Source organism: Tardiphaga sp. (assembly GCF_025356345.1).
In the GTDB taxonomy this organism is placed as follows: Bacteria; Pseudomonadota; Alphaproteobacteria; order Rhizobiales; family Xanthobacteraceae; genus Tardiphaga.
Genome location: NZ_JANXTC010000338.1, coordinates 1 through 11,968, shown reverse-complemented (window position 1 = coordinate 11,968; position 11,968 = coordinate 1). Strand labels below are relative to the sequence as shown.

Sequence of the window (11,968 nt, the reverse complement as noted above, 5' to 3'; positions counted from 1 at the left end):
CCTCACCCATTAGCGCCCGGGGCGGGCATCGGCGATGCCCACTCCCACAAGGGGAGAGGGCGCCATCATTGGTGCCGCAACGAAAACAGTACGAGAGGAAACCACCCCATGCCGATCAACTACGAAGCGCTGATGGCGATGACCAATATCGGTCAGAAATACGCCTACACCGACCGCGACGTGATGCTCTACGCCTATGGCATCGGGCTCGGTGCTGACCCGATGGACGAGAAGGAATTGTCCTTCGTCAACGAGGCCTGTTTTACCGAGCGCCCGGTCAAGGTGGTTCCGACCTTTGCCTCGGTCGCGGCGTGGGGCGCTGGCCCGGGCGAGATGAATCTGAACAAATTGCTGGTGGTCGACGGCGAGCGCGACATCACGTTCCACCGGCCGATGCCGGTCGCGGCTAAAATCACCGCCGATTCCAGCGTGCTCGACGTGTTCGACAAGGGCAAGGACAAGGGCGTGGTGATCCGCCACAAGACCGTGCTACGCGACGAGAGCGGCGCTGAGCTGGCGACGCTGGTGGCGTCGCGCTTTGCGCGCGGCGATGGTGGCTTCGGCGGTCCTGCGGGCAAGCAGCCCGAGCCGCACGCCATGCCGGGCCGCGCGCCCGACCAGAGCGTCGATATCTCGACGCGGCCGGACCAGGCCCTGGTCTATCGCCTGTGCGGCGACCGTAACCCGCTGCATGCGGATCCTGAATTCGCCAAGCGCGCCGGCTTTCCGCGGCCGATCCTGCACGGCATGTGCACCTATGGAATTACCTGCCGGGGCGTGTTGCAGACCTATGCCGATTACGATCCGGCGGCCTTCAGGCAGCACGCGGTGCGCTTCTCGTCGCCGGTCTATCCGGGCGAGACCGTCACCATGGACCTGTGGAGGGACGGCCAAGTGGTGTCGTTCGAAGCCAAGGTTAAATCGCGCAACGTCACCGTGATCAAGAGTGGCAAGACCGTTCTGGCATGATATCGGGGTGTCCGGCGGGCCGGTTCTGCCGCATGATGGCGGCAGGACGGCCCGAATTGACCGATTGAGGAAGACACGATGAAGCTCACTCCGAAGGCCACCGGTACCTTTGCCATTGCGCCGACGCCGTTCCACGAAGATGGCCGCCTCGACGAGGCGTCGATCGATCGCCTGACCGATTTCTACGCCGGGACCGGTTGCGACGGCATCACCGTGCTGGGCATCATGGGCGAGGCGCCAAAGCTGGAGGCCGCCGAGGCCCAGGCCGTCGCGACCCGCTTCATCAAGCGCGCCAACAACATGCAGATCATCGTCGGCGTGTCGTCGCCGGGCTTTGCCGCGATGCGCTCGCTGGCCCGTGCCTCGATGGATGCCGGCGCCGCCGGCGTGATGATCGCGCCGCCGCCGATGCTGCGCACCGACGACCAGATCACCACCTATTTCAAGCAGGCCGAGGAGGCGATCGGCAGCGACATTCCGTGGGTGCTGCAGGATTACCCGCTGACGCTGACCGTGGTGATGACCCCGGCGGTGATCCGCAAGATCATCACGGACTCGAAGTCCTGCGTGATGCTGAAGCACGAGGACTGGCCGGGCCTGGAGAAGATCACCGCGCTGCGCGGTTTCCAGAAGGACGGTTCGTTGCGCGAATTGTCGATCCTCACCGGCAATGGCGGCGTCTTCCTTGATTTCGAGATGGAGCGCGGCGCCGACGGCGCGATGACCGGCTATGCCTTTCCGGAGCTGCTGGTCGACGTCGTCCGGCTGCAGAAGCAGGGCGAGCGCGACAAGGCGCATGATCTGTTCGACGCCCATCTGCCGCTGATCCGCTATGAGCAGCAGCTCGGCATCGGGCTCGCGGTCCGCAAATATGTGCTGCACAAGCGCGGCGTGATTGCCTCGGCGGCGCAGCGCAAGCCCGGCCCGTCGATCACCGCCCTTGCCAAGGCCGAGATCGACTATTTGCTGTCGCGCGTCGCCCGTTTCGACAAGCGCGCCAATCTGACCCCGCAGGCCAGCGCGGCCGAATAAGTCGCGTAGGATGGGTAGAGCCGACGCGGCGGATGCGCCGTGTCGGCGAAACCCATCATCCTGCGCGTAAGACAATCATGGGTTTCGCTTCGCTCTACCCATCCTACAGATCGAGCATCGTCAAGAATGCCGTTCAGGGAGCTATCATCATATGTCCACCGAGCCCGGCGTCGCGCGGCCCGCTTCCACCATCCTGCTGCTGCGGCAGGGCATGACTGACGCGGTCGAAGTGTTCATGATGGTGCGTCATTATCAGATCGAGTTTGCCTCCGGGGCGCTGGTGTTTCCCGGCGGCAGCGTCGACCCCGGCGACCAGGATATCATTGGCCGCCCCGAACTCTACGCCGGCGTGGTCGGCGACGACGCCGCGACACTGGATTTTCGTATCGCCGCGATTCGCGAGACCTTCGAGGAAAGCCGTATCCTGCTGGCCCGGTCACGCGGTTCGTCCGAGCTGATCGATGCCAGCCGCGCCGGCGCGATTGCCGATGCTCATCGCGACGCCCTCAACGAGGGCAAGGTCAGATTTGCCGACATCATCGCCGACAACGACCTGGTGCTGGCGCTTGATCTGCTGGTGCCCTATGCGCACTGGATCACGCCGGAGGGCATGAAGAAGCGGTTCGATACCTGGTTCTTCCTCGCCGAGGCGCCGCCCGAACAGGTCGGCCTGCATGACGGCAAGGAATCCACCGATTCCATCTGGCTGTCGCCACGCGAAGCGCTGGAGGGCGGCGCCAGCGGCCGCTTCACGCTGCCATTCCCGACCACGCGCAATTTGATCAAGCTCGGCAAGCAGCCCGATGTCGCCGCCGCGCTGCACGATGCCCGCGGCAGCGCGGTGGTGACGGTGATGCCGGTGGTGACCAAAGACGGCGACAAGCGCACGCTGCGGATTCCGCTGGAAGCCGGCTATGACGGCGACGTGTTCGAAATGACCGGCGCGCCGTAGTCCGAATATTCCGCAGCGCCGCAGCCTGACGCTGCGCCGCACTGTTGCTCACTCCGCATGGAACTGTACTCCGCTGTTGACGCTGCGCTCCTCGGGCGTACCGTAATGGCAGGTCCGTCAGAGGCCATTGGGAGAGAAGCATGCATCAACTTGCCGGTCATGGCGCGTTTGCGCGCCAATACATTCTCACAAGCCTGATAGTGAACAAGCGTCGCGCATCAGCCGCTTTGGCGCTGGCGGCCCTGTTGCTCGGTACGCCCGCGCAGGCACAAACCAAAGGCTCGCCTGAACATATCAGGGCCGTGACCGGCGCCATCGACAGCGCCGCGATCGTCGCCAACGCCGCGACCTCGAAGGACTGGCCGACCTACGGCCTCGATTACGCGGAGAGCCGCTTCAGCAAACTCAGCCAGATCACCGCCGACAACGTGAAAAACATCGGGCTGGTGTGGACCTACAATCTGGAATCCACCCGTGGTGTAGAAGCGACGCCGCTGGTAGTGGACGGCATCATGTATATCACCGCGCCATGGAGCGTGGTGCATGCGGTCGATGTGCGGAGCGGCAAGCGGATCTGGAGCTTTGATCCCGGCGTCGACCGCGCGAAAGGTTATCGGGGCTGCTGCGATGTCGTCAATCGCGGCGTCGCGCTCTACAAGGGGAAGTGTTTGTCGGCGCCTATGACGGCAGGCTGGTCGCGCTCGATGCCGTCACCGGTCAGAAAGTCTGGGAGAAGGACACCATCCTCGACCACAACATGTCCTACACCATCACCGGCGCGCCGCGGGTGTTCAACGGCAAGGTCGTGATCGGCAATGGCGGCGCCGAATATGGCGTGCGCGGCTACGTTACCGCCTTCGACGCGGAGACCGGCAACCAGGCGTGGCGCTGGTTCGTGGTGCCCGGCGATCCCGCCAAGCCGTTCGAGGATGACTCGATGGCGGCGGCGGCCAAGACCTGGGATCCCGCCGGGAAGTACTGGATCAACGGCGGCGGCGGCGCGTCGTGGGACACCATCACCTTCGATCCCGAACTCAACATGATCTATATCGGCACCGGCAATGGCTCGCCCTGGAATCGCAACCTGCGCAGTCCGGCCGGCGGCGACAATCTTTACCTCGGTTCGATCGTCGCGCTCAACGCCGACACCGGCAAGTATCTCTGGCACTATCAGGAGACCCCCGGCGACAATTGGGACTACACCTCGACGCAGCCGATGATCCTCGCCGATCTCACCATCGACGGCGCTCCGCGCAAGGTGGTGCTGCACGCACCGAAGAACGGTTTCTTTTTCGTCATCGATCGCACCAATGGCAAGTTCATCTCGGCGAAAAACTTCGTCGACGTGAATTGGGCCTCCGGTTATGGCGCCGATGGTCGACCGATCGAGAACCCGGCGGCGCGCAGCCCCGATAAACCCTTCGACAGCATCCCCGGGCCATTCGGCGCGCATAACTGGCACCCGATGTCGTTCAATCCGCAGACCGGTCTGGTCTATCTGCCGGCGCAGGGCGTGCCGCTCAATCTCACCGGCGAGAAGACCCTGGTGCAGAATGCGCCGGCGCCGATGAAATACGGCAGCACCACGGGCTGGAATGTCGGCTTCGCGCTCAATGCCGAGCCGCCTAAGAACCTGCCCTTCGGGCGACTGCTGGCCTGGGATCCGGTCAAGCAGAAGGAAGTCTGGCGGGTCGAGCACATCGCGCCCTGGAACGGCGGCACGCTGACCACCGCGGGCAATCTGGTGTTCCAGGGTTCGGCGGATGGCCGCTTTGTCGCTTACAATGCCTCGACCGGCGAGAAGCTCTGGGAAACCCCGGTCGGCACCGGCGTGGTGGCGGCGCCCGCGACCTATCTGGTCGATGGCGTGCAATATGTCTCGATCGCGGTCGGCTGGGGCGGGGTATTCGGTATCACCCAGCGCGCCACCGATCGGGAGGGGCCGGGCACGGTCTACACTTTCGCGGTGGGCGGCAAGGCGCCGTTGCCCGCATTCACCAAGTACCAGACCGAAAACCTGCTGAGCGGGGTCAAGTATGACCCGAAGGACGTGCCGGAGGGTACCGCGATCTATGTCAGCGCCTGCGCCACCTGTCACGGTGTTCCCGGCGTCGACAAGGGCGGCAATGTCCGCAATCTCGGCTATGTCCCCACCGAGACCATCGCCAATCTGAAGGACTTCGTGTTCAAGGGGCCGTTCATGGACAAGGGCATGCCGGACTTCACCGGCAAGCTGACGGAGGCCGAGGTGGTCAAGATCCAGGCCTTTATCCAGGGCACTGCCGACGCCATCCGGCCGAAATAGCATCGGACTGGGCGGTCCGCCGACGGGCCGTCCAATCTGTTCCCCCGGGACGCGAAGTCAGCTTATATTACGGCTGTCTGCAGTCCGGGCCAAACCATGCCATCTGCTATCACGGCGTTTTTTCAGCGGGTTCGATCATCCCCGATTTCGATCGGTCAACTGACGTTCAGCGGTTTTCTGCTGGTGCTGGCGGTCATCATGATCACCGGCGCGGCCAGCGTTGTCGCGTTTCGTCATATCGACCGGACCTTCGCGGAATTGCAGCGGCTGGAGGCTGTGGGCGATCTGGCCGAAGACATTGATCGCCGCATGAACAGCCTGCGGCTGGCGGCGCGGGACTTCGTCACCGATCCCGACGCGATGCCCGAGAAGGTGTCGCGGGCCGCGGCCGCGCTCGGCGATGATCTGAAGCAAACGCGGATCGATCTGGCGCCCGAGCAACGCGACATGATCGATGGCGTTGGCGCGCGGCTGACCAGCTACCGTGAGGGCATCGACCGGGTCAGCGCCCTGATCGCGCGCCGTACCGCGCTTGTTACCGCGCTGCCACCGCTGCGCGACAAGTTCGAAGCGGCGATCGGCGAGACGCCGAACCGTGCCACCGCCCGCAGCCTGTTCAGGGCACAGAACCAGATCAATGCCGCTTTGCTCGCGCGCGATCCGGTCAATGCGGAGCAGTCCGCGCAGCGCATGCGGGCGTTGCCGATCGACGACCCGGCGTTGCGGATCGCCGCCGATGCCTATGCCGATGGCATCGGCGCCATCGCCGCCACCGAGAGCGAGATCGCCGAGATCGACCGCGACGTGCTGGGCACCGAGGGCCGGCTGATCGGCCGCGTCACCGAATTGCTGCGCGAACTCAGTGCGCGGCGCGGCCGGGTGGTGTCGCGTGAATTCGCCCGCACTTTGTCCGAGGCGAAGGGGCAAAGTATCGCGTTCGGTATCGCGGGCGTGCTGATTGGCCTGCTGGCGGCGGTGTTCGTGGTCCGGCGTACGGTGCGGCCGTTGCGGGCGATTGCGAGAGCGATGCGGGCGCTGGCCGGCGGCGCCCAGCACACCGCCATCCCCGCGACCGAGATCAGCAACGAGATCGGCGACATCGCGCGCGCCGCGGAAGTATTTCGCCGCACCCTGGTCGATGCCGACGCGGCGCGCGAGGCGGCAGTTCATGCGCTGGCCGAGCAGCGCCTGGCCGAGGAGAGCTACCGCAAGCTGTTCGAGGGCTCGGTCGACGGCATCTATGTCACGACGCCGGAAGGCGCCTTGCTCAATGCCAATCCGGCGCTGGCGCGGATGATGGGGTACGATTCGCCGGAGGAACTGATCCGCGCCACGCTGGATATTTCACGTTCCATTTATGTCGATCCCGAAGCGCGTCAGGAGTACATGCGACGCATGGAGCGCGACGGCACGGTGCGCGAATTCGAGTACCAGGTGCGGCAGCGGCACTACTCGGTGCTGTGGATCTCCGACAGTGCCACGGCGGTGCGGGACGCCGCCGGCCACATCGTGCGCTACGAAGGCACCGTGCGCGACATCACCAACCAGAAGCGCGCGGAAGCCGCCGTGAAGGAAGGCCGCCGTCTGCTGCAGCAGGTGATCGATACGGTTCCCGCTGTGATCAATGTCAAGGATCCGCAGCTGCGCTATGTGCTGATGAACCGCTACATGGCCGGCATTTTCGGGATCGAGCCCGGCGAGGCGCTCGGCCGCACCACCGCCGACCTGATGTCGCGCTATGGGGCCGGCAAGACCGACGCGAACGACAAGCGCGTGCTGGCGACCCGCGACGGCCTCGGCTTCTACGAGGAAGAATACCAGGACGCGGCTGGCACCATGCGGCAATGGCTCGTCAACAAGATGCCGCTGCTGACGCCCGACGGCAATATCGAGAATATCGTCACGGTGGCGCTCGACATCGGCGAGCGCAAGCGCAGCGAAGCCGAGATGCGCAAGGCCAAGGACGCCGCCGAGGCCGCGCTACGCAATTTGCGCGAGACGCAAAATTCGCTGATCGAGGCGGAGAAGCTCGCCGCGCTCGGCCGTCTGGTCGCCGGCGTCGCGCACGAGGTCAACAATCCCGTCGGTATCAGCCTGACGGTGGCATCGTCGCTGGAACGCAAGATCGCGCTGTTCGCGGCGGAGGTCGCTCGCGGCGACCTGCGGCGTTCCAGTCTGACTGAATTCATCGAGTCCAACCGCGATGCCGCCTCGCAGCTGGTCGCCAATCTCAACCGCGCCGCCGAACTGATCCAGTCCTTCAAGCAGGTGGCAGCGGACCGCAATTATTCGGACCAGCGGGTGTTCGATCTGGCCGACCTGACCGAGCAGGTGGTGTTGAGCCTGAAGCCGGGGCTGCGGAAACAGAACCTCGCACTGTCCGTCGACTGCAAGCCGAATCTGATCATGAACAGCTATCCCGGCCCCTATGGGCAGGTGCTGACCAACCTGTTCCTCAACGCGGTCGCGCATGCCTTTCCGGGCGGCGGTGGCGGCGCGGTGGAGATCCGGATTCACGAATCCGGCCCGGATCACATCGAACTGTTGTTTTCCGACAATGGGGCGGGCATGAGCCCCGAGGTGCGGCGCCGCGCCTTTGATCCGTTCTTCACCACGCGCCGCGACCAGGGCGGCACCGGGCTTGGCCTGCACATTGTCTACAGTATTGTCACCAATCGGCTCGGTGGCCGGCTGGTCCTCAGCTCCGAGCCCGGCAAGGGCACGCGCATCCAGATCGTGCTGCCGCGCATAGCGCCTGTTGAGCTGGCCGCCGAGTAGAGCGCTATGTGGCATTGGCCAGTCGGCGCAACGTCGCGCGAAAAATCTGGCTGGCCGTGCCGACCAGCGCGGTACCGTTCATGGTCGCCGAATGATCGTCGAAGGTGCCGCTGACGCCAATGCCGATCGGCTGTTTTTGATTGCCGAACAGCGGGCTCATATCTGGACTCGGCGTATGCTGCATCACGGTGACCTCGCCCTTGAAGGTGCGATTGTCCGGATTGACCATGTAGCTACCGACATAAAACAGATAGGCATCGCCGCCCAGGATCTGGCCATCGCGAAAAACCACGACGCCGCTCCCCTTGCCAGAACGACCATCCAGCAGGTCGACATGGATCGAATAAAGTGCGTTTTTCATTTTGTTCCGGTGGCGTGCCTGTCCCGATGTCGCGCAGTATAATTATGTCAAGGCCGCGGCCGCATCGTCAACGTATCAGCGCGTCTTGTTCCCTGCGTTGTCGGGCAAGACAGTGGATAGCTTATCGCCACCGGTGGCGCCCTTTCGAGGCCCCTTCCGCGATATCGACGGTAAAAAGTTCGCGCTGCGAACAGTTGCTGGGGCAATCCTGAGAATCGCGTATGATACGGGCACGCCCCCCGGTAACTGTCATATTGTTGCAGCGGGTTGATTGAAGTCGCGTGCTACGCGTTAGCGTGAGCGATACCAGACCAGGCGGGGAGTTGGCCCGCGAAATGCATCATCATAACTGCGCCGGCCGGGGGCTGGAGCAAGCAAATGAGCGACTGGATCACTTCCGGCGTGAATGCGCCGTGTTCGCATCATGATGGCCTTTCATACAAGGACAGGCGCCGCCGCGCTTGGCGCTGGTCCGGCGCCGCGGTGTTGGCGACGGCAGCCCTCTCGCTGACCGCATTGCCGCAATCGGTCGCCGCGCGCGATCGCGGGCAATATGCCGCCACCAGCCCGGAACTGAAATCCTGGTTCGACAGCCTGCGCAGCGGCAAGGGGCCATGTTGCTCCGACGCCGACGGCAGCGCCGTCAGCGATGTCGACTGGGAATCCAGCAGCGGTCATTACAAGGTGCGGCTCGACGGCGCCTGGCTGGATGTGCCCGACGAAGCGGTCATTACCGGACCGAACCGTGTCGGTCGTACCATGGTCTGGCCGATGCGTGGCACCGCGGGCGTTTCGATCCGCTGCTTCATGCCGGGCAGCATGACGTAGCCGCTGTTACGCCGCGCGTCGGACCGATAGTGCGGCGGCGATCAGCGAGATCGCCGCCAGCACGATGACGGCTGCGCCGTAAATATACAGCGTCAGCGGCAGACCGAGCCGCGGCACGAACAGTCCGGCGACGATGGTTGGCAGGCTGAAGGCGAGGTAGCCGACGATCAGGATAACCGACAGCAGGCCGGCACGTTCGTGCGGCTGCGCCAGCGGCACTACGAGACGGACGCTGCCGAAGAAGCCAGCGCCGAAGCCGAAGCCGGCGACCACGGTGCCGGTCAACAGCAGCGGAATGCTTTGGGTGGAGGTGCCGGCGAGGGTAATGAAGACGCCGACGATCAGGGCCGACATGCTGCGGATCAGGATCGTGATGCCGGGCCAGGGCCGCGCTAGCAGCATCGCCGCGGCACCGCTGAAGGTGAGCAATGAGACGGCGAAGCCGCCCAGCAGGGGTGAGTTCGATCCGGTCTCCAGTTGCAGCAGCCCCGGCATCAGCGACAGATAGAAGCCGCACAGCGCCCATAGCGCGACGATGCCCGGCGACACCAGGATCAGCGCTGGCCGCGCATGATGCGGTACCCGCACGACCGGCCGCAGCGATGCCAGCGCGCCCGGTCGCTTCACACCGGTTTCCGGCATCCACCACACCAGCGCGGCGAGCAGCACGCTGGCGATCAGCAGCACGACGTAGATCAATTGGGTCGGCATCGGCGCGTAGGTGAGCAGCAGGCCGGAGAACAGCGTGCCGATCGCGGTGCCGGTCACCGGCGTGACGCTGTTCATCAGCGAGCCATGGGCGCGGTCGGTATCGAGCATCGCGGCACCGATGGCGCCGAACGCGATACCGACTGCGAACCCCTGAACGGTCCGCGCGGCGATCAGCATGGCGACCGAGTCGGCCGCGATGAACATCACCAGCGCCAGCGCGCTGATGGCGAGCCCCGAAAAGATCATCGGGCGGCGGCCGATATAATCCGACAAGCCGCCGACGGTGAGCAGCGCCAGCAGCAGGCTGATGGCGTAGGCCGAGAACACGATCGTGACCATCACCGGGGAAAACTCCCAGTGCTGCTGGTAGACGCGGTAAAGCGGCGTCGGCGCGCTGGCGCACATTGCGACGGTGCCGAGCGCGGCGATCTGAAAGATGATCGACAGGCGACGCGTCATCAGCCGCTTCGGCTGAAATTCGGGCGGGCTGGTCATCAATACGGCAAGGTCCAGGGAAAGACGGGAAACCCGATAGAAGTCGCCGCCCTGCCTTGTTGCCGCCGCCCTGCGCGTCAACCCGAAGGTGACCGCGCAGCACGGTGGATCTGGATCATGCACAGCGCGATCCCGTTCCACAACGCCGGCTGGCTCGCCTGAGCCGTGCGCGATTGCATGGCTCGCGGCGGCGATGGCCCTTAACAACTCCCGAATCTGTTCCCATACTCTCTCTGTCACAAACAACGAAAGGAGGTGGTCCAGTGTCTCATTCCAAGCGCTGTCACCTCGCTGAGGCCGCCCGCTAGGCTCACGCTTTGAGTCCGGAAGGGCGCCTCGGCGCCTGGTTCAGCGAGAACAGGGAAGGGCGCCACGAGCCATCGTGGCGCCCTTTTCTTTTGAGGATGTCGCTCTCCGACCACGTCGGTCGTCTTGACGTGGTGTCGATCCATGGCAGGCTGGGAAGTGGCTTTGGAAAATGTGATGCGATGCCGAGAACACCCCGGGACCTCGCCAGCCGGATGGCGGAGAAACGCGCCCGCCATGCAATGGCCGATGGCTATGTCCGCGAGACCTTCGTCCTGCCGCGCTGGCAAGCCCGCGCGACGGCCCGGGCCTTTCTCGATCGGTTCCCCAAACAGGCCTATATGAGCGAAGTCGAGCGCTGGCGCGAATTGCCCGGCGACGAAATCGAATTCACGATGCGGCGGCTGCCGACGTCAGATTGAACGCTCCGGCCGCGATCAGCCGGGCGATGTCGGATTCACCATGCTCTGCGCTGTCCGTGATGGGTGCCAAATCGGCGCATGCGTGAATCGAATAGCCCATGTCGAGAATGCGCCGCGGCGGATCTTCTTCGCCGGAGCCAACCTCGATGACCAGCCCTCGGGCGGCAGCGTGTTGCCATACCTCGGATTTGGTCGCAAAGGCGTTGCTGACCTGAACGGCATTGGAAAACAGCGCGTATGGCATCTGAACGACCTCCGTCTGACGGCGACATCGCGGATCTAGTGATAATGTTGCGTTGCAACAAGAGCGACTTTCGTCGCGCGCGAAAACGTGAACATCCTGATTTCCGCTGATCCGAGGGGATGTCAGTCGCGTGGCGTGATCTGCAATTCCAGCAGCGCCATGGTTTTCAGCATGGTCGGGTCGCGCTCGCCCTCCTTGGTCGTTCGCAAAATGCTTTCGGCGATGGATTGCACATGCGACGAGTTGACGGGCATGGGAAGCGTCGACACGGCGTCGTCAAGCGCTTCCTTCATCACGGTAATCATTTCCGGCGGAAACGACGCGTTGGAAAAATCCTTCATTCCTGCCTCCCGGGGCATCGCGCCCGTGTTCCACCCCACTGAACGAAGCCGCGGGTGCCTGGAATGTTCCGTCGGAAAGACTGTGCGGCCTTTGACGTTGGCCAAACGTAGCACTGCGATTTGCAGCGATGGAACCATTGCGGCTGAGACGGTGAGGTGGTCCCTGTTGTCTGAACAGATTTTCCGCGTCGATAGGTGGAGCCTCTGCCGGGGTTAGGCTGCCA

Annotated in this window: 10 protein-coding genes and 1 pseudogene; 7 read left to right on the top strand and 4 right to left on the bottom strand. The window is 64.2% G+C overall.

Features of this window, described 5'->3' with window-relative positions:
- Window positions 1-108 precede the first annotated feature (108 nt).
- From Q0S16_RS20660 to Q0S16_RS20640, 5 genes and pseudogenes are all read left to right on the top strand, one after another.
- Window positions 109-969 carry a MaoC family dehydratase gene (locus tag Q0S16_RS20660; protein ID WP_295852370.1) on the top strand — a complete coding sequence of 287 codons (861 nt, stop codon included), beginning with the start codon at window positions 109-111 and terminating at the stop codon, window positions 967-969.
- 78 nt (window positions 970-1,047) lie between these two features.
- A complete protein-coding gene (locus tag Q0S16_RS20655) occupies window positions 1,048-2,001 on the top strand; it encodes a dihydrodipicolinate synthase family protein (RefSeq protein ID WP_295852367.1) in 954 nt (317 codons plus the stop codon).
- Between the two features lie 151 nt (window positions 2,002-2,152).
- A complete protein-coding gene (locus Q0S16_RS20650) occupies window positions 2,153-2,953 on the top strand; it encodes an NUDIX hydrolase (RefSeq protein WP_295852362.1) in 801 nt (266 codons plus the stop codon).
- Window positions 2,954-3,093: 140 nt separating this feature from the next.
- Window positions 3,094-5,258: pseudogene (locus Q0S16_RS20645) on the top strand (PQQ-dependent dehydrogenase, methanol/ethanol family).
- A gap of 96 nt (window positions 5,259-5,354) precedes the next feature.
- A complete protein-coding gene (locus Q0S16_RS20640; RefSeq protein WP_295852360.1) occupies window positions 5,355-8,036 on the top strand; it encodes a PAS domain S-box protein in 2,682 nt (893 codons plus the stop codon).
- A gap of 4 nt (window positions 8,037-8,040) precedes the next feature.
- Here the strand turns inward: Q0S16_RS20640 and Q0S16_RS20635 are convergent, their stop codons facing one another.
- Window positions 8,041-8,397 (bottom strand): GrlR family regulatory protein, encoded by a 357-nt coding sequence (locus tag Q0S16_RS20635; RefSeq protein ID WP_295852357.1) that lies wholly within the window; start codon window positions 8,395-8,397, stop codon window positions 8,041-8,043.
- 378 nt (window positions 8,398-8,775) lie between these two features.
- Here Q0S16_RS20635 and Q0S16_RS20630 point away from each other — a divergent pair, with 378 nt between their 5' ends.
- Window positions 8,776-9,225, top strand: coding sequence for a hypothetical protein (locus tag Q0S16_RS20630; RefSeq protein ID WP_295852352.1), 450 nt, complete (start codon window positions 8,776-8,778; stop codon window positions 9,223-9,225).
- 6 nt (window positions 9,226-9,231) lie between these two features.
- Here Q0S16_RS20630 and Q0S16_RS20625 read toward each other — a convergent pair whose 3' ends face one another.
- Window positions 9,232-10,431 carry an MFS transporter gene (locus tag Q0S16_RS20625; protein WP_295852350.1) on the bottom strand — a complete coding sequence of 400 codons (1,200 nt, stop codon included), beginning with the start codon at window positions 10,429-10,431 and terminating at the stop codon, window positions 9,232-9,234.
- Between the two features lie 488 nt (window positions 10,432-10,919).
- On the opposite strand from Q0S16_RS20625, the gene Q0S16_RS20620 reads away from it, so the two are divergent.
- Window positions 10,920-11,159: a hypothetical protein gene (locus Q0S16_RS20620; RefSeq protein WP_295852347.1), complete on the top strand. Its 240-nt coding sequence runs from the start codon at window positions 10,920-10,922 to the stop codon at window positions 11,157-11,159.
- Here Q0S16_RS20620 and Q0S16_RS20615 read toward each other — a convergent pair.
- Together Q0S16_RS20615 and Q0S16_RS20610 are read right to left on the bottom strand one after the other, a co-directional pair.
- Window positions 11,128-11,403 (bottom strand): hypothetical protein, encoded by a 276-nt coding sequence (locus Q0S16_RS20615; RefSeq protein WP_295852343.1) that lies wholly within the window; start codon window positions 11,401-11,403, stop codon window positions 11,128-11,130. The genes Q0S16_RS20620 and Q0S16_RS20615 overlap by 32 nt on opposite strands.
- A 122-nt stretch (window positions 11,404-11,525) precedes the next feature.
- A complete protein-coding gene (locus Q0S16_RS20610; protein WP_295852340.1) occupies window positions 11,526-11,744 on the bottom strand; it encodes a hypothetical protein in 219 nt (72 codons plus the stop codon).
- Window positions 11,745-11,968: the final 224 nt, after the last annotated feature.